Origin of the sequence: Paraburkholderia phytofirmans OLGA172, from assembly GCF_001634365.1 — a bacterium.
Taxonomy (GTDB): domain Bacteria; phylum Pseudomonadota; class Gammaproteobacteria; order Burkholderiales; family Burkholderiaceae; genus Paraburkholderia.
The window spans coordinates 2,914,220-2,939,833 of sequence record NZ_CP014578.1; the positions used below are offsets into that span (position 1 = coordinate 2,914,220).

General features: G+C 63.8%; 19 protein-coding genes. 10 read left to right on the forward strand and 9 right to left on the reverse strand.

Annotated elements, in window-relative coordinates; genetic code table 11:
• Positions 1-38: 38 nt before the first annotated feature.
• The 5 genes from def to AYM40_RS12765 all read right to left on the reverse strand — a co-directional run bounded on the left by def (position 39) and on the right by AYM40_RS12765 (position 8,873).
• Complete coding sequence (gene def / locus AYM40_RS12745; protein WP_063496537.1) at positions 39-572, reverse strand: peptide deformylase; 534 nt, start codon at positions 570-572, stop codon at positions 39-41.
• On the reverse strand, positions 569-2,635 hold the full coding sequence (gene ligA / locus AYM40_RS12750) for an NAD-dependent DNA ligase LigA (RefSeq protein WP_063496538.1): 2,067 nt from the start codon (positions 2,633-2,635) through the stop codon (positions 569-571). The genes def and ligA overlap by 4 nt, the downstream gene beginning before the upstream one ends.
• A gap of 200 nt (positions 2,636-2,835) precedes the next feature.
• Positions 2,836-4,089 carry a cell division protein ZipA C-terminal FtsZ-binding domain-containing protein gene (locus AYM40_RS12755; RefSeq protein WP_063496539.1) on the reverse strand — a complete coding sequence of 418 codons (1,254 nt, stop codon included), beginning with the start codon at positions 4,087-4,089 and terminating at the stop codon, positions 2,836-2,838.
• Positions 4,090-4,206: 117 nt separating this feature from the next.
• Positions 4,207-7,725, reverse strand: a complete 3,519-nt coding sequence (smc, locus tag AYM40_RS12760) for a chromosome segregation protein SMC (protein WP_063496540.1) — start codon at positions 7,723-7,725, stop codon at positions 4,207-4,209.
• 149 nt (positions 7,726-7,874) lie between these two features.
• Positions 7,875-8,873, reverse strand: a complete 999-nt coding sequence (locus AYM40_RS12765; protein WP_063496541.1) for a DMT family transporter — start codon at positions 8,871-8,873, stop codon at positions 7,875-7,877.
• Positions 8,874-9,419: 546 nt separating this feature from the next.
• Here AYM40_RS12765 and dapC point away from each other — a divergent pair.
• From dapC to cls, 6 genes are all read left to right on the forward strand, one after another.
• The gene (dapC, locus tag AYM40_RS12775; RefSeq protein ID WP_063496543.1) at positions 9,420-10,649 is read left to right on the forward strand and encodes a succinyldiaminopimelate transaminase; all 1,230 of its coding nucleotides are present in this window, start codon (positions 9,420-9,422) and stop codon (positions 10,647-10,649) included.
• 83 nt (positions 10,650-10,732) lie between these two features.
• Complete coding sequence (dapD, locus tag AYM40_RS12780) at positions 10,733-11,560, forward strand: 2,3,4,5-tetrahydropyridine-2,6-dicarboxylate N-succinyltransferase (RefSeq protein ID WP_063496544.1); 828 nt, start codon at positions 10,733-10,735, stop codon at positions 11,558-11,560.
• Positions 11,560-11,925, forward strand: coding sequence for an ArsC family reductase (locus tag AYM40_RS12785; protein ID WP_063496545.1), 366 nt, complete (start codon positions 11,560-11,562; stop codon positions 11,923-11,925). The genes dapD and AYM40_RS12785 overlap by 1 nt, the downstream gene beginning before the upstream one ends.
• A 243-nt stretch (positions 11,926-12,168) precedes the next feature.
• Positions 12,169-13,308, forward strand: a complete 1,140-nt coding sequence (dapE, locus tag AYM40_RS12790) for a succinyl-diaminopimelate desuccinylase (protein ID WP_063496546.1) — start codon at positions 12,169-12,171, stop codon at positions 13,306-13,308.
• A gap of 16 nt (positions 13,309-13,324) precedes the next feature.
• Positions 13,325-14,209 (forward strand): 50S ribosomal protein L3 N(5)-glutamine methyltransferase, encoded by an 885-nt coding sequence (gene prmB / locus AYM40_RS12795; RefSeq protein WP_063496547.1) that lies wholly within the window; start codon positions 13,325-13,327, stop codon positions 14,207-14,209.
• Between the two features lie 382 nt (positions 14,210-14,591).
• The gene (gene cls, locus AYM40_RS12800; RefSeq protein ID WP_063496548.1) at positions 14,592-16,031 is read left to right on the forward strand and encodes a cardiolipin synthase; all 1,440 of its coding nucleotides are present in this window, start codon (positions 14,592-14,594) and stop codon (positions 16,029-16,031) included.
• 242 nt (positions 16,032-16,273) lie between these two features.
• On the opposite strand, the gene AYM40_RS12805 is transcribed toward cls, so the two are convergent.
• On the reverse strand, positions 16,274-16,753 hold the full coding sequence (locus AYM40_RS12805) for a glutathione peroxidase (protein WP_063496549.1): 480 nt from the start codon (positions 16,751-16,753) through the stop codon (positions 16,274-16,276).
• 135 nt (positions 16,754-16,888) lie between these two features.
• On the opposite strand from AYM40_RS12805, the gene AYM40_RS12810 reads away from it, so the two are divergent.
• Positions 16,889-18,823, forward strand: a complete 1,935-nt coding sequence (locus AYM40_RS12810; RefSeq protein WP_063496550.1) for an ATP-binding cassette domain-containing protein — start codon at positions 16,889-16,891, stop codon at positions 18,821-18,823.
• 235 nt (positions 18,824-19,058) lie between these two features.
• Positions 19,059-20,129: a CaiB/BaiF CoA transferase family protein gene (locus tag AYM40_RS12815; protein ID WP_063497988.1), complete on the forward strand. Its 1,071-nt coding sequence runs from the start codon at positions 19,059-19,061 to the stop codon at positions 20,127-20,129.
• A gap of 61 nt (positions 20,130-20,190) precedes the next feature.
• Here the strand turns inward: AYM40_RS12815 and AYM40_RS12820 are convergent, their stop codons facing one another.
• From AYM40_RS12820 to alr, 3 genes are all read right to left on the reverse strand, one after another.
• Complete coding sequence (locus tag AYM40_RS12820) at positions 20,191-20,469, reverse strand: DUF2866 domain-containing protein (protein ID WP_063496551.1); 279 nt, start codon at positions 20,467-20,469, stop codon at positions 20,191-20,193.
• Positions 20,470-20,612: 143 nt separating this feature from the next.
• Entirely contained in the window at positions 20,613-21,989 is a 1,377-nt protein-coding gene (gene radA, locus AYM40_RS12825; RefSeq protein WP_063496552.1) for a DNA repair protein RadA, read from the reverse strand.
• Positions 21,990-22,138: 149 nt separating this feature from the next.
• A complete protein-coding gene (alr, locus tag AYM40_RS12830; RefSeq protein ID WP_063496553.1) occupies positions 22,139-23,209 on the reverse strand; it encodes an alanine racemase in 1,071 nt (356 codons plus the stop codon).
• Between the two features lie 220 nt (positions 23,210-23,429).
• Between alr and lplT the strand changes: the two genes are divergently transcribed.
• Complete coding sequence (lplT, locus tag AYM40_RS12835) at positions 23,430-24,737, forward strand: lysophospholipid transporter LplT (RefSeq protein WP_063496554.1); 1,308 nt, start codon at positions 23,430-23,432, stop codon at positions 24,735-24,737.
• Positions 24,738-24,793: 56 nt separating this feature from the next.
• Positions 24,794-25,600 (forward strand): bifunctional hydroxymethylpyrimidine kinase/phosphomethylpyrimidine kinase, encoded by an 807-nt coding sequence (thiD, locus tag AYM40_RS12840; RefSeq protein ID WP_063496555.1) that lies wholly within the window; start codon positions 24,794-24,796, stop codon positions 25,598-25,600.
• Positions 25,601-25,614: the final 14 nt, after the last annotated feature.

Genomic DNA, 25,614 nt, shown 5'->3' on the forward strand with positions numbered 1-25,614 from the left:
CTAGCGACAATTCGACCGCCACAGGCCAGAATGCAGCTTCAGTCGTCGCTACTCAGATCCATATCCGGAAACAGGACTTCCGTGAAGCCGAACTTCGCGAAATCGTTGATCCGCATCGGGTACAGCTTGCCGATCAGGTGGTCGCACTCATGTTGCACGACACGCGCGTGAAAGCCTTCGGCGACTCGGTCGATCGGCTTACCGTATTGATCGAACCCGTGATACTTGATCATCGAAAACCGGCTCACCGCGCCTCGCAGGCCCGGCACGGACAGGCAGCCTTCCCAGCCCTCTTCCATATCCAGCGACACTGGTGTGAGGGTCGGGTTGACCAGCACCGTCTCGGGCACCGGCGGCGCATCCGGATAGCGTTCGTTGTGCCCGAAGCCGAAGATCACCACCTGCAGATTGACGCCGACCTGCGGCGCGGCGAGCCCCGCGCCGTTTGCGTCGTGCATGGTCTCGAACATGTCTTTGATGAGCTCATGCAGTTCGGGGGTATCGAAGTGATCGACCGGATCGGCAATTTGCAAAAGGCGCGGATCGCCCATCTTGAGAATTTCGCGGATCATAACTGCCCCTCCAGGAGCTTGCGCATACCATCTTCGTCGAGTACCGGGATGCCGAGTTCCTCGGCTTTCGCCAGCTTGCTGCCCGCTTCGGCCCCCGCCACTACGTAGTCGGTTTTCTTCGACACCGAGCCGGCCACTTTCGCGCCGGCCGTTTCGAGCATTTCTTTCGCTTCTTCGCGAGCGAGCGTCGGCAAGGTGCCGGTCAATACGACCGTCTTGCCGGCCAGCACGCCTTGCGGCGCCTTTGGCGCGGGCGGCCCTTCCGGCCATGTGACCTTGCCCGGCGCGCGGAGTTGCTCGATCACCGTGCGGTTGTGCTCTTCGGCGAAAAATCGCTGAATCGACTCGGCCACCACAGGCCCCACATCGTTCACCTCCAGCAATTCTTCGACCGAGGCATCCATGATCGGATTCAGCGAGCCGAAATGTTTGGCCAGATCTTTCGCCGTCGATTCGCCCACATGCCGGATACCGAGCGCGTAAATAAAGCGCGCCAGCGTAGTGTGCTTGGCCTTTTCGAGCGAATCGAGCAGATTCTGCGCGGACTTTTCGGCGAAGCGGTCGAGTTCAGCGAGCGTCGCAAAGCCGACGTTGAACAGATCGGCCGGCGTGCGCACCAGATTCTGCTCGACGAGTTGATCGATGATCTTTTCGCCGAGCCCGTCGATATCCAGTGCCCGGCGCTGCGCGAAGTGCCACAACGCCTGCTTGCGCTGCGCTGGGCAGAACAGGCCACCCGTGCAGCGCGCAATCGCCTCGTCCGGCAGCCGTTCGATGCTCGAGCCGCACACCGGGCAGTGCGTGGGCATGACGAACTCGCGGGCGTCGTCCGGGCGGCGCTCGAGCAGCGCACTCACCACCTCGGGAATGACGTCGCCGGCGCGCCGCACGATCACCGTGTCGCCGATGCGGATATCTTTGCGGCGCACTTCGTCTTCATTGTGCAATGTGGCGTTCGTCACCGTCGCGCCGCCGACGAACACCGGCTCCAGCCGCGCAACCGGCGTGATCGCGCCGGTGCGGCCAACCTGCACGTCGATCGCGACGAGTTTGGTGAGTGCTTCTTGCGCAGGGAACTTGTGCGCCAAGGCGAAACGCGGCGCACGCGAGACAAAGCCGAGCGCGTCCTGCTCATCGCGCCGGTTGACCTTATAGACGACGCCGTCGATATCGTAAGGCAGCGTGTCGCGCTTCTCGCCTATGGCGTGAAAAAACGCCAGCAAGCCTTCGGCGCCCTGCACCACCGCCCGCTCGCCATTCACCGGCAAGCCGAGTTCCTTGTACCAGTCGAGCAATTCGCTATGTGTGGCCGGCATCTCGCCACCTTCGAGCACACCAATTCCATAAGCGAAGAACGACAGTGGCCGCTGCGCCGTGATCTTCGAATCGAGCTGCCGCAAGCTGCCCGCGGCAGCGTTACGCGGATTGGCGAATTCTTTCTGCTCAGCGGCCCGCTGGCGCTCGTTCAGACGTTCGAAATCGCGCTTGAACATGAGCACTTCGCCCCGCACGTCGAGCAGATGCGGCACGCGTTTGCCCTTGAGCTTGAGCGGAATGGAACGGATCGTGCGGACATTTTCGGTGACGTTCTCGCCGGTGGTGCCGTCGCCGCGCGTGGACGCCTGGACAAACGTGCCGTCGACGTAACGCAGCGAGATGGCAAGGCCGTCGAACTTCAGTTCAGCCGCATAACCAACCGGCACCGGCGGTTCGCTCGCGTTCTTGCCGAGCGCGTCGCCGACGCGCTTGTCGAACGCGACGATATCTTCGCCTGCGAAGCCATTGTTCAGCGACAGCATGGGCTGATCGTGCACCACCGGCTCGAAGCCGCTCGACGCCTCGCCGCCCACGCGCTGGGTGGGCGAATCCGGCACAACCAGGTCCGGATGCTCCGTCTCGATCCGCTCCAGCTCCTTGAAGAGCTTGTCGTATTCCGCGTCCGGCAGGTCCGGCTGGTCGAGCACGTAATACGCGTAATTGGCGCGTTCGAGTTCCGCGCGCAGCCACGCGGCCCGCTCTGCGGGCGCGCTGGTTGCAGGGTTTGAGGCGGGGGTTCGGGCCATGCTGTCGGAAGCTTTTTTCAGTGAAATTCAGACACTGGATTATCGCAGGAAGCGTGCCCCTTTACATCGACCGAATGGCCAGTATCGCGCGTTCGTCATTGCTGTGAATAGTGCGGGGAAAGCACCACGTGAAGCATTACCCCAAACGCCGACGGCCGCACATCGTGCGGCCGTCGAGTACTACATAAAAAGCAGAGCCGTTACTGGCTGAACAAACGCCGGGTGGCCGGCGAACCCGCCGGAATACCCGCCTGTTCGAGCTTCGCGTAGAGCGTCATCAACTGCTTTTCGATCGCCAGCAGCGCGGTTTCCGGCAGCGGACGGCGCCCATCGTCGACCACCCGTCCGCCGATACGCTCAGCCAACGATTTCGCGTAGTCGCACATCAGGCGGAACGGCAGGATATCTTCGTCCGCGACCGGCACGTCGAGCACCAGCGTGATCATCTGGCCGCCCTTATAGGTCAGGTCGTCGCGCAGGAAATTGGTGTCGCCGAATTGCAGCATGAACACCGGACTCTGCTTCGCGTCGAGCTTGACGAAGCGCGTGCCGTCGCGCGAGAGCAGCAAGCCATCCTGCGACGCGACGGCCTGGACATAATTGGCCGACCACGGCGCCCCGTCGGAGAGCACGTTGATCGACAGTTGCGCATCGCACTGCGCGGCGAAGCCGTCGAGTTCGCGCGCCATTGCAACTGTTTCGAGCATGTCGGGAAATTCCGGCGACGCGTCGAGCGCATCGGCAAACTGCTGCACGCCGGTCACGAATTCCGAGAACTCCAGTTCGTTGAGCGCCCCACTCCGATTGGCCAATTGCGCGGCCGCGCGCAGTTCTTCATAGCGCGCGCCGTTTTGCAGCAATTCCCACGCGCCGCCTTCGAGCTTGCCTTCGATATGCACCGGCTTGCTGCCGGCGCGGCGCAGACGCTGCGCAAGCGGAATCACCTTGTCGCCGGCCATCGGGCCGTTCAAACGAATCGGCACGATGCAGTCGATGCGGCGATCGACGATAGCCGGCGGCGCCGACGAAATCGTCGTGGCAGCGGGCAGGATCGGCTCGGCCGGTTCGCCGGTCTTCGCCGCGTGGCCGCCTTCGGCTTCAACCATGCCTTCCGCTTCCGGATAGCCATTCGGCGTAGTCATCTCAGCCTGAATGTCGGCCGATGTATCGAGCGGCGCGGCGGTCGCGCCAAAAGTCGGCTCGACGCGCGCCGCAGCGGTTTCCGCCGCCGCGTCTGAACCCGCTACCGGTTCGCGCCGCGTGGTCGGCCGGGCCGGTTCGATAAACGGGCTCTGTTCTTCCTGATCGTCCCGCGTGAAACTTTCGGCGCTATCGACCGGCATCGGACGCGGCATCTTGCGGCGCACCTTCGCGCCTTGCCATGCGTTGTACACGACCACGCCCCCGACCACCACGGCACCCGCGCCGATCAAACCGAGTGTCAACTCGTCCATGCATGCTCCATCAGCAATTCTTCTGTCTGCGCGGCTTTGCGCCCGCCCCACGTGTCGCGCGGCCGACGGCCGCTGCGCTGAACGCGGGCGCCCGCGATGATCAACCTAAACGAAAACTTAAACGATATTCTGGGCGAAACCCGCCGCCGTTTCCATGTCGACCGCGACGATCCGCGATACGCCCTGCTCCTGCATGGTCACGCCGATCAGTTGCTGCGCCATTTCCATCGCGATCTTGTTGTGCGAAATGAACAGGAACTGCGTCTTGTCCGACATCGCGCGCACGAGGTTCGCGAAGCGTTCCGTGTTGGCGTCGTCGAGCGGCGCGTCCACTTCGTCGAGCAGGCAGAACGGCGCCGGATTCAGCTGGAACATCGCGAACACCAGTGCGGTGGCGGTCAAGGCTTTCTCGCCGCCCGACAGCAGGTGAATCGTCGAATTCTTCTTGCCCGGCGGCTGCGCCATCACCTGCACGCCGGCGTCGAGAATCTCGTCGCCGGTCATGATCAGCTTGGCCTGGCCACCGCCAAAGAGACGCGGGAACAGTTCGCCGAAATGACGGTTCACTTCGTCGAAGGTGCCTTGCAGCAGCGTACGCGTTTCGCCGTCGATCTTGCGGATCGCGTCTTCGAGCGTTTCGATCGCGTTGTTCAGGTCCGCCGATTGCGAATCGAGGAACGTCTTACGCTCGGTCGCCGCCTTCAGTTCGTCCAACGCGGCCATGTTGACCGGGCCGAGCGCGGTGATAGCGTTGTTGATCCGCGTGACTTCGCCTTGCAGGTACGACGGCTTCATGTCCGGCGTGAGCTTGGCCTGCAACTCGGCTTCATCGACGCCGGCCGCAGCCAGTTGCTCGATGAACTGCTCGCCATTCAGGCGGGCGGCCTGCTCCTTCAGCTGCAATTCGTTGATGCGGTCGCGCAGCGGTTGCAGCGCCCGCTCGGCGGTCAAACGGGTTTCGTCGGCGGCACGCAGCTTGGCGGTCAGGTCTTCCAGTTCGAGGCGCGCGGCGTGCAGCGCTTCTTCCTTGACCGCGCGGATATCGAGCGCGTCCTGCAAGCCGGTATGCGCGGTTTGCTCGTTGATCGTTTCCAGTTCGGCGCGCGCATCTTCCAGCGAGGCAGCGACGCGCTCGCTCTGCTCGTGCGAGACCTGGATGCTGCGCTTCAATTCGTCGATGCGGTTCGCCATGTTGCGCGCGGCGAAACGCGCGTCGGTGGCGGCCCGATCGAGATCGCGCGATTGGGCGCGCGCGGCGGTCAGCGCTTCGTCGAGCGCTTCGAAAGCCAGCTGGTGATCTTCGAAACGCGCCTGCAATTCGGCGAGTTCAGCGTCGTGGCGCTCGAAGTTCGCTTCCGATTCGCCGCGCAACGCGCGCTGCTCGTCGATCTGCGCGGTGATTTCTTCGAGCTCTTCGCGGATCTGCGTGCTGCGCTGCGTATAACGCTCATGCGCTTGCGCGAGCTTGAGCACGTCCATCTGCAAGGCGTGCACGCGTTGCGTTGCGCGCTCCGACTGTTGACGCACATCGGTCAACGCTTGGGCGGCTTGCGTGTGCGCGGCTTCGGCGCGGATCGCGGCGGCCTTCGCTTCATCGGCGAGCAAGGCTTGCGCGCGCACCTGGCGAGCCAGGTTTTCGATTTCCTGCTGACGGGCCAGCATGCCGGCCTGTTCGGAGTCGGCGGCATACAACTGGACGCCGACACGCGTCACGACGTGGCCGGCCTTCACGACGAACGAGCCGCCCTCCGGCAATTGGGCGCGCATGGCGAGCGCCTGTTGCAGGTCGTCAGCGACAAAGGCGAGGCCGAGCCAGTCGTTCAGCACGGCGCGAATGCCGGCATCGTCGATACGAACCAGCGACAGCAGCGGACGCAAACCCGCCGGCGTAGTGACCGGCTGACCGGCTGCCGGCGGTGCGTAGAACGCGAGCTTGGCGGGCGGCGCGTCGGTGGCGAACGCCTTGACCCAATCGAGGTTCGACACTTCCAGCGCGGCGAGCCGCTCGCGCAGCACCGCTTCGAGCGCGGCTTCCCAGCCGGCTTCGACGTGCAGCTTCTTCCACAGACGCGGCAAGCCGCTCAGCTCGTGCTTTTCAAGCCACGGCTGGATCTTGCCTTCGGTCTGGACGTTTTCCTGCAGTTGCTTGAGCGCGGCAAGGCGTGCGTCGAGCTGATGAATCTGCGCGCTCTCCGACTGCACGCGCTCCTGGGCAGCGCGCCGTTCGCCGTCGAGACGCGGCAGCGTTTCCTGCGCGTCGGCGAGACGGGCCTGCGCGTCGTGCAGGATTTCTTCGTGCTCGGCGAGCTGCGCGCGCATGTCTTCGAGTTGCGCTTCGTCAGGGGCATCCAGCCCGCCCGCTTCCGACTTCAGCCGCTCGTGGCGCTGCTGCAACTGCTGCAATTGCTGATCCGCATTGCGCTGATGCGCCGCTTCGAGCTTGAGTGCCTGTTCGGTCTGCGCAATACCGCCGCGCTCGGCGTTCAGTTCGGTCTGCGCATCGCGCCAGCGTGCCTCGAGCGCCGGCATCGCGTCATGCCTGGCGGCGGCTTCGTCTTCGGCCAGCGCGGCTTTTTCTTCGGCGACGGCCAGTTGTTCTTCAGCGTCTTCGAGATCGTCTTGCGCTTTTTGGGCTTGCGACTGCCACTGCTCACGTTGCGCGGTCAATGCCGCGATCTGCGCCTGCGCGCGGTTGCGCGATTCGACGATGAACTTGATCTCGGCCTCGAGGCGGCTGACTTCGGCATTCGCCTCGTACAGCGCACCTTGCGCACCCTGCATCGCGTCGCTGGCGGAATAATGCGCGACGCGCAGCGTTTCGAGTTGCGCTTCGACTTCGCGCAGCTTCGCGGTTTGCGCTTCGAGGTCGATCTGCGCCTGTTCGATTGCGCGCTGCTGGCGCTCCTGCTCGCCGCCGGCTTCGTTCTTGCGCAACAGCCACAACAGACGCTGCTTTTCTTCGCCGTCGGCCTGCAAATCCTTGTACCTGGTCGCGACGATCGCCTGCGCTTCGAGCTTCTCGAGATTCGCACTGAGTTCGCGGACAATGTCTTCGACACGGATCAGATTCTCGCGCGTGTCGTGCAGGCGGTTCTCGGTTTCGCGGCGGCGTTCCTTGTACTTCGACACGCCCGCGGCTTCTTCGAGGAACACCCGCAGCTCTTCCGGCTTCGCCTCGATCAGGCGCGCGATCATGCCCTGCCCGATGATCGCGTACGCACGCGGCCCGAGGCCGGTGCCGAGGAAGATGTCCTGAATGTCGCGGCGGCGCGCTGGCAGGTTGTTGATGTAGTAGCTCGAGGTGCCGTCGCGCGTGAGCACGCGCTTGACGGCGATTTCGGCATACTGCCCCCACTGTCCGGCGGCACGGCCGTCGGCGTTGTCGAACACGAGTTCGACGCTGGCGCGGCTACCCGGCTTGCGCGCGGTCGAGCCATTGAAGATCACGTCCTGCATCGACTCGCCGCGCAGCTCGGAAGCGCGCGATTCGCCGAGCACCCAGCGCACGGCGTCAATGATGTTGGACTTGCCGCACCCATTCGGTCCGACCACGCCGACGAGCTGGCCCGGAACCTGGAAATGCGTGGGATCGACGAATGACTTGAAGCCAGCGAGTTTGATCGAGGTCAGACGCACGGCGATTTCGCTGTTTGAAAAGGGAAAATAAAAGGTGGCTCGTGAAGGCCGCGCCAGCCGTTCGCCAGTGCAGCAGAACGGCCCGCGAAACCTCGCGATACGGGCGCCAATCGCACGCGTTGAAGCATGCGCCAGCTAATGAGGGGCAATCATACCATCGCGCGCGAGCGGTTCTTACCGTCCTTACGGTCGGCGCGGCCGTCGGTGTCGAGAGCCGGGTCCTGATTGGCGGGATCGGGCGGCAAGGCCTTGGTCCGGTGCACCCAACTGGAGAGTGCCGACGCCAGCACGATGCACAAGCCGCCCGCCCATTCACGCGGGCCCGGCGTCTCGCCGGCGAAGAGCCACGCGGACAAGGCCGTGACCACGATCTCGAACAGCATGATGATCGAGGCCCGATTGGCCGGCACCCGCGCGAGTCCATACTGCACGAGCATATTGTTCGACGCGAGCAGGAAACCGAGGCCGAGCACCAGTAGCACGGCCGTGCCGAGATGCGCGCCGGTGGGTGGTGCGGGCATCGCCTCGAACAGCGATGCAAAGGCGCTGAAAATCGCCGCGCCGCCGAAGATCGTCGCGGTACGCATTTCCGGCTTCATCTCAGGCAGCACGCGGCTCGTCTTGAGGATCAGCACGTTGCTCATCGCGAAGCCCATGCCGCCCGCAAGCCCTGCCCATTCGGCGAGATTGCTGGGCACCGGGATGCCGAGTTGCGGCGACCACAGCATGGTCATCGCGCCGGCCAGCGACAGCGCGGCGAGGCCAGCGCCCGCCCAGGTCAGCCGTTCGTGCAGGATGAAGTGCGCAAAGAGCGCGGTCCAGGCGGGGGTGAGATAGAACAGCAGCAGGACGCGCATCACCTCGCCGTGGATCGAGCCCCACACGAAGCCGAGATTGGTGATGCCCGCGGCTAGTGCCAGAGCCGGCAGCAGCCAGTGCCAGCGCACGGTCTTGAGGGCACGATAGCGCACCAGCAGGACGAACAGACAACCGGCGCCGCTCGTGAGTGCGCTTGCCGCCGTGCCGGTCACGCCGAGCGCATTCAGCATGCGCAGCGGATACCAGATCACCCCCCACACCGAGGCGCCCAGCATGATCGCGAGCGTGGGCCAAGCCGTTGGCCAGCCCGTGCGAAACCACTTGCTCATGATGCGAGCCTCCCGCGGCGGTTGCTGCTCCTGCGGGCGGTGTTGCGGACTTTGCTGACTTCGCCGACGGCGGCGTTCTTGCGCCCGCTTCGTCCGAATCGTCCGAATCGTCCGGATGTCTCCTTTGCTGCTACGACCATTGCTGCTCCTGCTTCTTTTTTGCGCGAACCGTCTGCGGTTCGCGTCGTTCCCGCTGCGTCGCATTGCCTGCGCTGCCTGGCGGGGTGCGCCGCGTCTTACACGCCAGGCGCCGCCGCAATATGCCCTCAGATGCCTTCTGCAGGCCACATTGCTTGCGTTCGGACCGTTGCGGCCCTGAGTCATCCTCGATACTACCGTCGGGTTTCTCTTTGTTGCATGCGTTTTGGCCGCCGGACGACAAGAGGCAAGGGGCAACGCCGCCATGAATTTCCCGTCTGCGCCGCCACGCTATAATCACCCGCTCGCCGCCGCTGCCGCCCTTTTCGCGTGTTTCATGCGTTTTACGGTCAGCATGCGTGTCCAGCATTCGTCTGCGCCCATCCTCGATCAGGCTCGATCCGCCCAGTGAACCCGCTACTCGACTCCCTCCAGCCCTATCCGTTCGAAAAGCTGCGTGCGCTTTTCAAGGACGTCACGCCGCCCGCCGGCCTCGCGCACATCAGCTTCGGCATCGGCGAACCGAAACATCCTACGCCCGCGCTGATTCGCGACGCGGTGATTGCTTCGCTCGGCGGCTTGTCGGCGTATCCGGCCACCATCGGGTCGCCAGCACTGCGCGAGTCGATCGCGAAATGGGTGACGCAGCGCTACAACCTGCCCCCGGTCGATCCGGCCACCCAGGTGCTGCCGGTGTCGGGCTCGCGCGAGGCGCTTTTTGCGCTCGCACAAACGGTCATCGACCCTAAACGGGACGATGCGCGGAATGCTGACGGCGAGCCTGCGATCGTACTCTGTCCGAACCCGTTCTACCAAATCTATGAGGGCGCGGCGATTCTCGCCGGCGCGCAGCCGTACTTCGTGAATAGCGACCCGGCGCGCAACTTCGCCTGCGACTATTCGGCGGTCCCGGCCGAGATCTGGGCGCGCACGCAGCTGCTGTATGTATGCTCGCCGGGCAATCCCACCGGCGCGGTGCTTACGCTCGACGACTGGCGCGAACTGTTCGCGCTGTCGGACCGCTACGGCTTCGTGATCGCCTCGGACGAGTGCTACTCGGAAATCTACTTCGACGAAGCTAATCCGCCGCTCGGCGGCCTGGAAGCGGCTCACCAGCTCGGTCGCGGCTTCGAGCGCCTTGTGATGCTGTCGAGCCTGTCCAAGCGCTCGAACGTGCCGGGCATGCGCTCGGGCTTTGTGGCGGGCGACGCGGCGATCCTGAAAGATTTCCTGCTATACCGGACATACCACGGCGCGGCCTTGTCGACGGTGTTCCAGAGCGCCAGCATCGCGGCCTGGAATGATGAAACGCATGTGCGCGAGAACCGCGCGAAGTATGGGCAGAAGTTTTCCACCGTGACGCCGATGCTCGCCGAGGTGCTCGACGTACGCCTGCCGGACGCCGCGTTCTACCTTTGGGCGGACGTCTCGCGCACGGGCCTGTCGGACACCGAGTTCGCCCAGCGCCTCTACGCCGACTATAATGTGACGGTTCTGCCGGGCTCGTTCCTCGCGCGCACTGCGCATGGCGTGAACCCCGGCCGCAATTTCGTGCGCATGGCGCTCGTCGCCGATGTCGACGAATGCACGCAAGGCGCACAACGGATCGTCGATTTTTGCCGCGCGCTCGCGGGCTGAGTTTTTCGCGAATTTTTCGTATTCAGCAACCTCGCGCACCGCATTCCCTTCTTCAGACTTCAACTCTTCAGAAAAGCACGCATATGTCGCAACAACTTCAGCAGATCATTGATACCGCCTGGGAAAACCGCGCCGAACTGTCGCCGAAGGCTGCGCCGGCCGACGTGCGCGAAGCCGTCGCCCACGCCATCGAGCAACTGGACAAGGGCGCGCTGCGCGTGGCCGAAAAGAAGGACGGCGACTGGGTCGTCAATCAATGGCTGAAGAAAGCCGTGCTGCTGTCGTTCCGCCTGGAAGACAACGTGGTGCAACCGGCTGGCGGCTACTCGCAGTTCTACGACAAGGTGCCGTCGAAGTTCGCCAACTACACCGCTGAAGACTTCGCCGCCGGCGGCTTCCGCGTGGTGCCGCCCGCCATCGCGCGCCGCGGCTCGTTCATCGCGAAGAACGTCGTGCTGATGCCGTCGTACACCAACATCGGCGCCTATGTGGACGAAGGCACGATGGTCGACACGTGGGCGACCGTCGGCTCGTGCGCGCAGATCGGCAAGAACGTCCACCTGTCGGGTGGCGTGGGCATCGGCGGCGTGCTGGAGCCGCTGCAGGCGAACCCGGTCATCATCGAAGACAACTGCTTCATCGGCGCGCGTTCGGAAGTGGTGGAAGGCGTGATCGTCGAAGAAAACTCGGTGATCTCGATGGGCGTGTACCTGGGCCAGAGCACCAAGATTTACGACCGCGAAACCGGCGAAGTCACGTATGGCCGCATTCCGGCGGGTTCGGTGGTGGTGGCGGGCAACCTGCCGTCGAAAGACGGTTCGCATAGCCTCTACTGCGCCGTGATCGTCAAGAAGGTCGACGCCAAGACGCGTGCGAAGGTCGGCCTGAACGAGCTGCTGCGAGGCGACTGATGGCACGCGGCACCAAGACCGTCGTCTACGGCATTCCGAACTGCGACACCGTGAAGAAAGCCCGTGTGTGGCTCGAAGAGCATGATGTCGAGTTCGAATTCCACGACTTCAAGAAACACGGCGTGACCGAGCCGCTCGTTCAGGACTGGCTGAAGGACGTGAAGCTCGACGCGTTGCTGAACCGTCGCGGCACGACCTGGCGCGGCCTGTCCGACGACATGAAGGCGGCGGCGGACACGCAATCGGGCGCGATCGCGTTGATGATCCACAAGCCGTCTGTGATCAAGCGGCCGGTGCTGGTGGTCAACGGAAGGGTCAAGTCGCTCGGTTTCTCGGTGGACGAATACGCGGCGCTGTTTGCCTGATTGCCTGATTGCCTGTTCTGAGGCCCAAGATCGGAAGCAACGGTCAAGCGCGCAGCTCGACCGCAGCGCCAGGTGCCAGGCAAAAGCCAGGCACAAACCAGGCATAACCAGGACCGAGTGCGAAGATCGAATGCAACAAGCAGTAAAACGTGGCATCGCCGCGTTGCTTAAAAGCTGTTGCCGGCTGCGGTGTCCAACCGCCAGCCGGCATTTTTTCATTTCAAAGTGGCTTGTACTGAATCCATGTCCGGCACCCTCGCCCTTACCGAACAACTGATCGCGCGCGCCTCCGTCACGCCCGACGACCAGCATTGCCAGCGCCTCCTGATCGAACGCCTGTCCGCGCTCGGCTTCGAGCACGAGACGATCGAATCGAACGGCGTGACCAACCTGTGGGCCGTCAAACGCGGCGTCGACGGCACGCGCGGCAAGCTGCTCGCCTTCGCCGGCCACACGGACGTCGTGCCGACCGGCCCGCTCGAACAATGGCACTCGGCGCCGTTCGAGCCGACCCATCGCGACGGCAAGCTCTACGGCCGCGGCGCGGCGGACATGAAGGCGTCGATCGCCGGCTTCGTGGTGGCAAGCGAGGAATTCGTCGCGGCGCACCCGACGCATCGCGGCTCGCTCGCATTCCTGATTACGAGCGACGAAGAAGGCCCCGCTACCGACGGCACCATTAAGGTCGTCGAAGCGCTGCAGGCACGTGGCGAGCGCATGGACTACTGCATCGTCGGCGAACCGACGTCGAGCGCGCAGTTCGGCGACATGGTGAAGAATGGCCGGCGCGGTTCGATGTCGGGCAAGCTGGTCGTCAAGGGCGTGCAAGGCCATATCGCCTATCCGCACCTGGCGAAAAATCCGGTACATCTGCTCGCGCCCGCGTTGGCCGAACTGGTCGCCGAACGCTGGGACGACGGCAACGAATACTTCCCGCCCACCACCTGGCAGGTGTCGAACATCCATGGCGGCACCGGCGCGACCAACGTGATTCCCGGCCATGCGGACGTGATGTTCAATTTCCGCTTCTCGACGGCCAGCACGGTGGAAGGCCTGCAGGCTCGCGTCCATGCGACCCTCGACAAGCACAATCTCGAATACGATCTGCAATGGAACGTGAGCGGCCTGCCGTTCCTCACGCCGCGCGGCGATCTGTCGAACGCGCTGGCGAAAGCGATCAAGGACGAAACCGGCGTCACGACTGAACTGTCGACTACCGGCGGCACTTCGGACGGCCGCTTCATCGCCCGCATCTGCGAGCAGGTGATCGAATTCGGCCCGCTCAACGCCAGCATCCACAAGATCGACGAACATATCGAAGTCGCACACATCGAGCCGCTGAAGAACGTGTATCGCCGCGTGCTCGAACAACTGATCGCCTGACCAAGGAATTTCTGCGATGACGCTCCCGTTTTCCACTGTCCGCGACCTGCTGCGTTTCGCGGTGTCGCGCTTCAATCAGGCCGAGTTGTCGTTTGGCCACGGCTCGGCCAACGCCTACGACGAAGCCGCTTATCTGATACTGCACACCCTGCATTTGCCGCTCGATCTGCTGGAACCATTCCTCGACGCGCGTCTCTCCGCGGCTGAAATCGACGCCGTGCTGAACGTGATCGAGCGCCGCGCCGGCCAGCGCGTGCCGGCGGCCTACATCACGCAGGAAGCGTGGATGCACGGCTTCCGCTTCTACGTGGATGAACGCGTGATCGTGCCGCGCTCGTTCATCGGCGAATTGCTGCAAGACGGTCTGCAGCCGTATGTGGAAGATCCCGAGCAGGTAAGCGCCGTGCTGGAACTGTGCACCGGCTCCGGCTGCCTCGCGATCCTCGCGGCGCACGCATTCCCGAACGCGGATATCGATGCAGTCGATCTTTCCGCACCTGCTCTCGAAGTCGCCACGCGCAACGTGACGGATTACAGGCTCGACGACCGCGTCGCCCTCTTCGAAGGCGATCTGTACGCGCCGCTCGCCGAGCGCCGCTACGACGTGATCGTCAGCAATCCGCCGTATGTGAACGCCGCCTCGATGCAGGAACTGCCCGCCGAATACAAGCACGAGCCCGACATGGCCCTGGCAGGCGGCGCGGACGGCATGGACATCGTGCGCCGGATCATCGCCGAAGCACGTAACTGGCTGACCGAAGACGGCGTGCTGGTGGTCGAGATCGGCAACGAGCGCGCGAACGTCGAAGCGGCCTTCGGCGGCCTCGATCTGGTCTGGCTGTCGACGAGCGCTGGCGACGACAACGTATTCCTGATTCAGGCCGCGGATCTGCCAGTCTGATGTTTAACCGCCTGATAGTCTGATAGCCGGATAGCCGGATAGCCTGATAGCCTGATAGCCTGATAGCCTGATAGCCGGATAGCCTGATAGCCTGATAGCCGGATAGCCGGATAGCCGGATAGCCGGATAGCGGGATCGCCGGGCTGCCTTATCGCGCGACGCGCGCGGCAGACGTTCACTGCCTGCCGTGCGTGTTGCACCGCATGACCGCACACGCCGGCACCTCGCGCCTCTCTCCGCCTGCACACCCGCCTCGGCGGAATCCCCGAAGAAGCTGGACCGTCACGCCCCCCAACGCACTCGCGTTCGGTAAGATGGGCGCGGTCAACTGTCCGCTGCGCAGCAACGCAGCGGCGGTGCCTTGCCAACTCTTCGCCCGCCTATGGAATTCGACCTGCTTCATATTGGCCCGCTGGTCGCCCTCGCCCATATTCTCGGCGTGGTGGCAGCATGCCACGCGATTCTGAACACCCGCACGTCGCAAGGCGCGATCGCGTGGGCCGTGTCGCTGGTCGCCATGCCGTATCTGACGCTGGTGCCGTACCTGTTCCTCGGCCGCAGTAAATTCCAGGGTTACGCGGACGCTCGCCGCATCGAAAACGAATTGCTGCGCACGCGCGCCCATCCTCAGGAATGGGATACACGGGCCTCCTCCGCAGGGCTGCCTACGCAGGAGCTTGGCGCCAGACTCGTACATTCGCTTACGCGCCTGAGCGCCATGCCGTTCCTGCCGGGCAATTCCGTGCGCACGCTGGTGAACGGAACCGCGACTTTCGAGGCGATCTTCGAAGCGATCGAAGGCGCACGCCATTACGTGATCGTGCAGTTCTTCATCGTGCACGACGATGCGCTCGGCGAGATGCTCAAAGACGCGCTGATCGCGAAAGCGCAGCAAGGCGTACGCGTCTACTTCCTGTACGACAGCATCGGCAGTTTCGATCTACCCCACCGCTACGTGGCGGCACTGCGCGCGGCCGGCGTGGAAATGCACCCGTTCGCCACCAATCGCCGCTTCGTCAACCGCCTGCAGTTGAACTTCCGCAATCACCGCAAAATCGTCTCAGTGGACGGTGAGCGCGCCTTTGTCGGCGGACACAACGTCGGTATCGAATATCTCGGCGGCAAGCCGCCGCTGTCGCCATGGCGCGATACGCATATCGAAGTACGCGGCCCGGCCGTCGCCAGCATCCAGTTCGTGTTCACCGAAGACTGGCACTGGGCGACCCAGCAGCTGCCCGAGTTCGCCATGCCGGCCTTCCCGCCAGCCGACGAGGGCATGCACTGCCTCGTCGTGCCGAGCGGTCCGGCCGACAAGCAGGAGACCTGCTCGCTCTTCTTCGTCGAGGCGATCAACGCGGCGCGCGAGCGGATCTGGATTACGACGCCTTATCTCATACCCGACGAAGCCGTGTTCGCCGCGCTGCGACTGGCGGTGCTGCGCGGCGTGGATGTGCGCATTCTGATTCCGTGCCGGCGCGATCACCGCGTGGTGTTCACCGCCTCGAAACTGTATGCGTACGACTCGCTGCGCGCGGGCATCCGGATCTTCCGCTATCAGCCCGGCTTTCTGCATCAGAAGGTCGTGCTGATCGACAGCGTGGCGGCGGCAATCGGCAGCGCCAATCTCGACAACCGCTCGTTCCGGCTGAACTTCGAGATTATGGTGCTGACCGTGGACCGCGGCTTTGCCAAAGATGTCGAAGCAATGCTGCTCAAGGACTTCGCGGAGTCGCTCGAAATCGACCGCAACGAGTACCGCCGGGCGAGCGCGTTGCGGCGCGTGCTGATGCACGTGGCGCGGTTGTTCTCGCCGATCCTGTAGTGCACTGCGGCCAGATAGCCGCGCTGCCGCTTCGCCTCCAACTCGAACCGCCCCACCTTTGGCTTTGGCTTTGGCTTTGGCTTTGGCTTTGGCTTTGGCTTTGGCTTTGGCTTTGGCTTTGGCTTTGGCTTCGGCTTCGGCTTCGGCTTCGGCTTCGGCTTCGGCTTCGGCTTCGGCTTCGGCTTCGGCTTCGGCTTCGGCTTCGGCTTCGGCTTCGGCTTCGATTCCGGCTGCGCCGCGCGTTACAGCAGCTTTTCGATGTCCTCGACAATCGCCTCAGGCTTGGTCAGCGGCGCATAGCGCTTCACCACATTGCCGTCGCGGCCGATCAGGAACTTGGTGAAGTTCCATTTGATCGCTTCGAGCCCCAGCAAGCCCGGCGCCTCGCCCGTCAGATAGCGGAACAGCGGATGCGCATTGGCGCCGTTCACATCGATCTTGTCGAACATCGGGAAGGTCACGCCGTAGTTCTTTTCGCAGAAACTGCCGATCTGCGCGGCGTCACCCGGTTCCTGCTTGCCGAACTGATTGCACGGAAAACCGAGCACCGCGAGTCCGCGCGCCGCGTATGTGTCATAGACCTTTTGCAGGCCTGCGTACTGCGGCGTGAACCCGCATTCGCTCGCCGTATTGACGATCAGCAAGACCTTGCCTTGATAGCGCTCGAGGCTCACTTCCTCGCCGCCGAGCGTACGTGCAGAAAACGAATAAATCGATGTCATGTGCTCTCCCCGTGAAAGCCGTCAGTCTATGCCAAAAGCTGCGCCGGTACAGTCGGCCGAATGGCCGATCCTGGCTCTCCGCCCGGTGTCAGCCCCGGCAGTCTAAAATAGCGTTTTTCTTCGACCGGCCTCTTCGTGATCCGCTTTAACCAGTTCAGCCTCGCGCGCGGCACCAAACCGCTCTTCGAAAACACCACGTTCACCCTCAACCCCGGAGAAAAGGCCGGCCTGGTGGGGGCGAACGGCGCGGGCAAGTCGACGCTGTTTGCCGTGCTGCTCGGCGAACTGCACGCCGACGGCGGCGATTTCTCTATCCCGCCAAACTGGCAGATCGCCCACGTTGCGCAGGAAACGCCCGCGGCGGACAAAACCGCCCTCGCTTATACGCTCGACGGCGACGCCGCGTTGCGCGCGATCGAAAGGTGCATCGCCGAAGCGTCGGCCGCACATGACGGCGCCGCCGAAGGCGAAGCGCACGCTGCGTTCGCTGACGCAGACGGCTACACTGCGCCCGCTCGCGCCGAAGCCTTACTGCTCGGCCTCGGCTTCACGCTCGATCAGACACGCGAGCCGGTCAGCAGCTTCTCGGGCGGCTGGCGCATGCGGCTGAACCTGGCGCAGGCGCTGATGTGCCGCTCCGACCTGCTGCTGCTCGACGAACCGACCAACCACCTGGATCTCGACGCGATCGTCTGGCTTGAAGACTGGTTGAACCGTTATCCGGGCACGCTGATCGTGATCTCGCACGACCGCGAATTTCTCGATTCGGTCTGCAATGTCACGCTGCATCTGGAGCAGCAGCAGATCAAGCGTTACGGCGGCAACTATTCGCAGTTCGAAATCCTGCGCGCGCAACAAATCGCCTTGCAGCAAAGCGCGTATGAGAAGCAACAGCGCACGGTCGAGCATCTGCAGAGCTACATCAACCGTTTCAAGGCGCAGGCCACCAAGGCGCGCCAGGCGCAAAGCCGCGTGAAGGCGCTCGAAAAGATGGAGATGATCGCGCCGGCGCATGCGTCCTCGCCGTTCACGTTCGAATTCCGCACACCCGATTCCGCACCGAATCCGATGATGGTGATGGAAGACGTGCGCTGCGGCTATCGCGGTGAAGACGGCGAAATTCCAATCGTCGACCATGTCATGCTGTCGATCCAGAACGGTCAGCGCATTGGCCTGCTCGGCGCGAACGGCCAAGGCAAGTCGACGCTGATCAAAACGCTCGCCGGCACGCTCGAAGCCCTCGGCGGCCATGTGCGCGAAGGCAAGGGACTGCGCATCGGCTACTTCGCGCAGCATCAGCTCGAAACGCTGCGCCCGGACGACACGCCGCTGCAGCATCTGGCGCGTCTTGCGCCGGATACGCGCGAACAGGAATTGCGCGACTTCCTCGGCAGTTTCAACTTTTCCGGCGAGATGGCGACCGCAAAAATCGCGCCCTTCTCAGGCGGCGAAAAAGCCCGTTTGGCACTCGCACTGATCATCTGGCAAAAGCCGAATCTGCTGCTGCTCGACGAGCCGACCAACCACCTGGATCTCGAAACGCGTCACGCGCTGACCATGGCGCTCGCGCAATTCGAGGGCACGCTGATTCTGGTGTCGCACGACCGGCATCTGCTGCGCGCCACCACTGACGTGTTCATGCTGGTCGCGAAGCACCGTCTGCAGGAATTCGACGGCGATCTCGACGACTACCGCGACTGGCTACTGGAACATGCCGCGGAACAACGCGCGGCGCTGAAGGCGGGCACGGCGTCGAACGGCGCGGATAGCGCGGACAACGGCGTCAATCGCAAGGAGCAACGCCGTCTCGAAGCAGAAACGCGTCAGAAGCTCGCGCACCTGAAAAAACCGCTGCAAAGCCGCATCACGAAGATCGAAAAGGAAATGGACGCGCTCAACGCGGAAAAGGCGACGCTCGATGCGTTCGTCGTCGATCCGGCTAGTTATGAACCCGAGCAGAAGAGCAAACTGACGGAGGCCATCCGCCGTCAGGCAGATGTGAACGCGCGCCTCGAAACGCTCGAAGCCGAATGGCTCGAGACTCACGAGGAACTCGAACAAATCGGCTAGCGGCAGGCTGTTTCTGGACCGCGCCGGCATCGATCGGAGGTAGCCCTTGTCACCCGTGAGCCCGTCTGCGTCTTCATCTGCGTCTTCATCTGAGTCTCTATCCGAGTCTCTATCCGAGTCTTTGTCTGCGTCTTTGTCTGCGTCTTTGTCTGCGTCTTTGTCTGCGTCTTTGTCTTTGTCTGCGTCTTCAGCCAAGCCGTCAGCTGCGTCGTCAGCCGTGGCGGCGCCTGCTCCGCTGCAAGGCCTGCGCGTGCTGGACCTGACGCGCCTGCTGCCCGGTCCGGTGGCTGCCTTGCGGCTTGCGGAACTCGGCGCCGACGTGCTGAAGATCGAAGCGCCCGGTGCGGGCGATCCCACCCGCACGATGATGCAGTCGTCCAGCGACCGCGTAGCAGGCCGCCCCGGCGCGTTTTACCGGCTGGTGAATCGCGGCAAGCGCGAAACGCGCCTCGACCTCAAATCTGAAGCGGGACGCAATGTATTGCGCGCGCTCGCAGCCGAAGCGGATGTGCTAATCGAGAGTTTCCGGCCCGGCGTGATGGAGCGCCTCGGCGTCGGCTACGAAACCCTCCGCGCGCTCAATCCGCAGCTGGTCTATTGCGCGATCAGCGGTTACGGCGCGAGCGGTCCGTTTGTCGACCATGCCGGTCACGATCTGAACTACATCGGCTACGCGGGCGTGCTCGATCAGCTGGCGGGCCGCGACGGCGCGCCGATTCTGCCGAATTTCCAGATTGCCGACCTGCTCGGCGGCGCGTTGAGCGCGGTGACGCAGATTCTCGCCGCGTTATGGCACGTGTCGCGCGGCGGCCTTGGCCGCTTCGTCGACGTATCGATGACGCATGCCACGCATGCGCACAACCTCGTCGCGCAAGTGGCGCTCGCCAATGAAGGCGCCGCGCCGGCCGCCGGCGCCGGTCTGCTGAACGGCGGCGTGCCCTGCTACAACCTGTATCGGACGCTCGACAATCGCTGGCTCGCGGTTGGCGCGCTCGAACTGAAGTTCTGGGAAACGCTGTGCATGGCGCTGGACCGGCCCGAATGGGCGACGCGCCACTGGAGCCTCGGCCAGGCAATCGGCGGCCCGGACGCTGCCGCGTTGACGCAGGAGCTTGCGGACCTGATCGCCAGGCGCCCGCTGGACGAATGGGTATTGCTGCTGGAGTCGCTGGACTGCTGCGTCTCGCCGGTGCTGACCGCGGCGGAAGCCGCGCAGCACCCGCTGTTCAATCCAGAGGCGTACGCGCCGATAAACCACGATAAAAACGGAAACAACGCCGGGGACGACGAGCGTCGGATCGGCTAAACCGCCAACGGGCAGCCAGCTTAAGCCAGCGTCGAACAACCCTCCTGCCGCCCCCCAAATCTCAGCGCCGCACCGCCGTCTGCCGCGGCAAAACCTGGCGCGGCGTCTTTTCGTCGTCGTACAGAAAATGCTTGCGGCCTTCCACGTGACGGTTGATCGTCGCGCGCACTTCGGCAGCGGTGACATCTTCGGCCACCACCCGGCGCGAGATCTGCCCTGCCGTGTCGATCCACTCGACAATCCGGCAAGCGCCGCCCCAAGGCTGGCGAATGGGCGCGGAGACGCGGCAGCCGCGCACCTGCATCGGCCGCTCGGCTACGGTTTCATATGACTGTTTCAAGGCGCAATCCTTTTTCGGGCATCAGAAGGGATGCAATGCCCTACCAGCTTAGGAAAAAGGAATGTCCGGCAGGTTACAACCAATATGGAGATATTTACCGGGCATTACGGACCGAAGGGCGCCCGCAGGCGCCGAAGCCCCGTCTATTCAAGCGTGCGGACCCGGTCGATGGCCTGTTCGATCCGTTCGACCGCAACAACCTGTAAGCCTTCGATCGGCTGCTTGGGTGCATTGGCCTTCGGAATGACCGCGACTGAAAAGCCCAGTTTGGCCGCTTCCTTAAGACGCTCCTGACCGCGCGGCGACGGCCGGATTTCGCCGGCAAGGCCCACTTCGCCGAATACGACAAGCCCCTTGGGCAGCGGCTTGTTGCGCATCGAAGAGTGAATCGCGAGCAATACGGCCAGATCGGCCGCGGGCTCGGTGATTTTCACGCCGCCCACCGCGTTCAGGAACACGTCCTGGTCGAAACAGGCGATGCCGGCGTGCCGATGCAGCACCGCCAGCAGCATCGCCAGGCGGTTCTGTTCCAGCCCCACGGCAAGACGCCGTGGATTCGGCGCGTTGGCCGCATCGACCAGCGCCTGGACTTCGACCAGCAGCGGCCGCGTGCCTTCCTGCGTCACCAGCACGCACGAACCCGGCACGGATTGCTCGTGCTGCGACAGAAACAACGCCGACGGATTGGCGACACCGCGCAGACCGCGCTCGGTCATCGCGAACACGCCGAGTTCGTTGACCGCGCCGAAGCGGTTCTTGATCGCGCGCACCAAGCGGAATGACGAATGCGTATCGCCCTCGAAGTACAGCACCGTGTCGACGATATGCTCGAGCACGCGCGGCCCGGCGAGCGCGCCTTCCTTGGTGACGTGGCCGACCATGATGATCGTGGTGCCCGACTGTTTGGCGATGCGCGTCAATTGCGCCGCGCACTCGCGCACCTGCGCGACCGACCCGGGTGCCGAGGTCAGCGCGTCGGAATAAACGGTTTGAATCGAGTCGATCACCGCGACGTCCGGCCGCTGCTCGGCGATGGTCGCCTGAATTTTCTCCAGCTGGATTTCCGCCAGCAGTTGCAGCTCGCTGGCCTTCGAGCCAGGTTCCAGCAACGAAAGCCGTTGCGCACGCAACGCAATCTGCGCGGCCGATTCTTCGCCGCTGATATAGAGCGCGCGTTTATCCGCGGCAATTTCCGCGAGCGATTGCAGCAGCAGCGTCGATTTGCCGATGCCCGGATCGCCACCGATCAGCACCACGCCGCCCGGTACGAGACCGCCGCCCAGCACGCGGTCGAACTCGCTGACGCCGGTCGAAAAGCGCGGTACGTCGGACGCGTCGATATCGGCGAGACGCCGCACCGGCGCGCTCTTGGCGAGCGATTGAAAGCGATGCGTGGACGGCGTCTCCGCGACCGATTCCACCAGCGTGTTCCACGCATTGCATGAGGGGCACTGCCCGGCCCACTTCGGCGACTGGCCGCCGCATTCACTGCAGATGTACAACGTCTTCTGTTTAGCCACGCGCTCTTGCCTGTGTTGCTGTTCTTTGAATTGATGCGCTCGCTGAGTCTCCTCAAGGAGGAACTCACAGCAATCGTCATTGGGACCCTCTTCGCGAGCGCCATGGAGGCCGCCGGCGCGGCTCTCACCCGGCCTGTCAGCGCCGCGCCTTACTCCGCACGCATCGGCACGCGCGGCGCTACCGCACACATCAGCTCGTAGCCGATGGTGCCGCATGCCTGCGCGACGTCGTCGATCGGCAGCGACGTACCCCACAACTCGACACGCGAGCCGACGTTGGCCGTCGGGATCGGCGTCAGGTCGACGGTCAGCATGTCCATCGACACCCGTCCGACGATCCGCGTACGCACGCCGTCGACGATCACCGGCGTGCCTTCCGGCGCAACCCGCGGATAACCGTCCGCGTAACCGCAGGCCACCACGCCGATGCGCATCGGCGCGCGCGCCTTGAACGCCGAACCATAGCCAACCGTATTGCCTTCGGCGAGCGTCTGCACCGCGATCAGTTCGGAGGCGAGGGTCATGGCCGGTTGCAGGCCGGTGCCTGCGATCGCGGCCGTGACGCCCGAGGGCGAGGCGCCGTACAACATGATGCCCGGGCGCACCCAGTCGAAGTGCGCTGCGGGATGCCACAGCGTCGCCGCCGAATTCGAGAGGCTGCGCGCGCCGGCAATGCCTTGCGCGCCGCGCTCGAACGCTTCCATTTGATGGGTGATGCCGCGCTCGCCGTCGGCATCCGAGAAATGGGTCATCAGCGTAATCTGGCCGACGCCCTGGCAGGCCCGCGCACGCTCCCACGCGGAGCGGAATTTTTCCACCGTGTAACCGAGGCGGTTCATGCCGGTGTTCATCTTCAACTGGATATTGACGGGCTTGGACAAACGCGCCATTTCCAGCATGCGCAGCTGTTCGTCCGAGTGCAGCGCTGTGGTCAGACTGTAGCGGTCGATCACATCGACATCGGTCGGACGAAAGAAGCCTTCAAGCAGCAGAATCGGCCCGGCCCAGCCCAATTCACGCAACTTCACGGCTTCTTCGAGGTCGAGCAGACCGAAGCCGTCGGTTGCGCGCAAGCCGGGAAAAGCACGCGCGAGGCCGTGCCCGTAGGCGTTCGCCTTGACCACGGCCCAGATCTTGGATTTTGGCGCGTAACGCCGGGCCACGGCGAGATTATTGGCGAGTGCGGCAGTGTGAATCGTGGCTGAGAGCGGGCGCGGCATAGGTAATTTTCGTAAAGACGCTTGCGAATCAGGAGCTTACAGGGCGTTTTCAGCGCTCGGCAGCCCGCTGGGCGGTGCGATCAAGGATTTTGCTAGTCCGAATCCAGCTATTTTCGTGATATAAAGCCGTGCGCACAACCCATTTCGAACGGCATAAGCCCGGACGCCTTGCACACGGCCGGGGCGGATAGACCCCGCAGCGAGGACAGCATCGCATCAGATGAAAAAAGGTTTTTACACCATCATGGCCGCGCAGTTTTTTTCGTCGCTGGCCGACAATGCGCTTCTGATCGCTGCTATCGCACTGCTGAAAGATCTTCACGCCCCGAACTGGATGACGCCGCTGCTCAAGTTGTTCTTTGTGCTGTCATACGTCGTTCTGGCCGCCTTCGTGGGCGCCTTTGCGGACTCCCGCCCGAAAGGGCACGTGATGTTCATCACCAACACCATCAAAGTAGTCGGTTGCATCACGATGCTGGTGGGCGCGCATCCGTTGCTCGCCTATGGCATCGTCGGCTTTGGCGCAGCGGCCTACTCGCCCGCCAAATACGGCATTCTCACCGAACTGCTGCCGCCTGACCGGCTGGTCGCGGCGAACGGCTGGATCGAAGGCACCACGGTCGGTTCGATCATTCTCGGCACCGTGCTCGGCGGCGCGCTCATCAGCCCGCACATTGCCGCACCGATCCTCAGGCACCACATCCCCACGGTCAACACGCCTGCTGAAGCGGCGATGCTGGTGATCATGGCCATCTACGTGATCGCGGCGCTCTTCAATCTGCGCATTCCCGACACCGGCGCGCGCTATCCGCGACAGGAACGCGGGCCGATCAAGCTGGTCACCGATTTCGCCGACTGCTTTCTCGTGCTGTGGCGCGACAAGCTCGGCCAGATCTCGCTTGCCGTCACCACGCTTTTTTGGGGCGCCGGCGCGACGCTGCAATTCATCGTGCTGAAGTGGGCCGAGGTGTCGCTGAACATGTCGCTTTCGGAAGCCGCGATTCTGCAAGCGGTGGTGGCAGTGGGCGTGGCGGCCGGCGCGATTTTCGCCGCCTCGCGCGTGCCGTTAAAGAAGTCGCTGTCGGTACTTCCGGTCGGCATCATGATGGGCATCGCCGTGATGCTGATGGCCTTTTACACACGCGATCTGTTCCCCGCGCATTGGGGCCTGTATTTCGGCCGTGTGCATGTGCCGGGCTATCTGATCGTCGCGTATATCTTCCTGATGATCGTCGGCGGCCTGTCGGGCTTTTTCGTCGTACCGATGAATGCGCTGCTCCAGCATCGCGGCCACGTGCTGCTGTCGGCGGGCCACTCGATCGCCGTGCAGAACTTCAACGAAAACCTCTCAGTGCTCATCATGCTGTGCCTGTACGCCGTGCTGGTCTGGCTCGACGTGCCGGTCGCGGCGGTGATCGTGCTATTCGGCACCTTCGTCTGCCTGATGATGTGGCTGGTGATGCGGCGCCACCAGGCGAACCAACGCGCGTTCGACTCGGTCGCGCTGATTGGCGAAGTCAAGCATTGACGCACGACGGGCCGTGCACTGACTGCCCACGCCTTCCCCCCTTTCCTCGCTTTGCCATGACTCAACCCATTCCCAATGTGCTGACAATCGCCGGTTCCGATTCCGGCGGCGGTGCCGGCATTCAGGCCGATCTGAAGGCTTTCTCGGCGCTCGGCGCCTATGGCGCGAGCGTGATCACCGCGCTCACCGCGCAGAATACGCGCGGCGTCACGGCGATTCATGCGCCGGAGCCCGCCTTCGTTACCGCGCAACTCGATGCGGTGTTCGACGACATCCGTATCGATGCCGTGAAAATCGGCATGCTGGCGAATGCGCCGATCGCGCGCGCGGTCGCCGACGCGCTGCGACGGCACAAGCCGAAGCACGTCGTGCTCGACACGGTGATGATCTCGAAGAGCAATCACGCGCTGCTGCTGCCGGATGCGGTTGCGGCCGTGCGTGACGAGTTGCTGCCGCTGGCCGATCTGCTGACGCCCAATCTGCCGGAAGCCGCCGCTTTGCTAGGCGTGCAAGCTGCCACCGATGAAGCCGGCATGGTCGAACAGGGTGAAGCGCTGCGTGCGCTTGGCGCGCGGGCGGTGCTCATGAAGGGTGGTCATCTGAGCGCGGTGGACAGTCCCGACTGGCTCGTCCAGGATAGCGGCACGCTGCGCCTCTCCGGCCCGCGCGTGCCGGTGAAGAATACGCATGGGACGGGCTGCACGCTGTCGTCGGCAATTGCGGCATTGATTCCGCAGCGCGCCGATCTGGCGAGCGCGGTCGCCGACGCCAAGCTGTATCTGACCGGCGCGTTGCAGGCGAGCGATCGGCTCGACGTCGGCAGCGGCGTGGGGCCGGTGCATCATTTTTATCGGTGGTGGTGAGAGGCCGAAAGAGC

Coding starts and splice junctions, on each gene's coding strand:
- def (WP_063496537.1), bottom strand. CDS start 572: ATGATCCGCGAAATTCTCAAGATGGGCGATCCGCGCCTTTTGCAAATT.
- ligA (WP_063496538.1), bottom strand. CDS start 2,635: ATGGCCCGAACCCCCGCCTCAAACCCTGCAACCAGCGCGCCCGCAGAG.
- AYM40_RS12755 (WP_063496539.1), bottom strand. CDS start 4,089: ATGGACGAGTTGACACTCGGTTTGATCGGCGCGGGTGCCGTGGTGGTC.
- AYM40_RS12765 (WP_063496541.1), bottom strand. CDS start 8,873: ATGAGCAAGTGGTTTCGCACGGGCTGGCCAACGGCTTGGCCCACGCTC.
- dapD (WP_063496544.1), top strand. CDS start 10,733: ATGTCGCAACAACTTCAGCAGATCATTGATACCGCCTGGGAAAACCGC.
- AYM40_RS12785 (WP_063496545.1), top strand. CDS start 11,560: ATGGCACGCGGCACCAAGACCGTCGTCTACGGCATTCCGAACTGCGAC.
- dapE (WP_063496546.1), top strand. CDS start 12,169: ATGTCCGGCACCCTCGCCCTTACCGAACAACTGATCGCGCGCGCCTCC.
- prmB (WP_063496547.1), top strand. CDS start 13,325: ATGACGCTCCCGTTTTCCACTGTCCGCGACCTGCTGCGTTTCGCGGTG.
- cls (WP_063496548.1), top strand. CDS start 14,592: ATGGAATTCGACCTGCTTCATATTGGCCCGCTGGTCGCCCTCGCCCAT.
- AYM40_RS12805 (WP_063496549.1), bottom strand. CDS start 16,753: ATGACATCGATTTATTCGTTTTCTGCACGTACGCTCGGCGGCGAGGAA.
- alr (WP_063496553.1), bottom strand. CDS start 23,209: ATGCCGCGCCCGCTCTCAGCCACGATTCACACTGCCGCACTCGCCAAT.
- lplT (WP_063496554.1), top strand. CDS start 23,430: ATGAAAAAAGGTTTTTACACCATCATGGCCGCGCAGTTTTTTTCGTCG.
- thiD (WP_063496555.1), top strand. CDS start 24,794: ATGACTCAACCCATTCCCAATGTGCTGACAATCGCCGGTTCCGATTCC.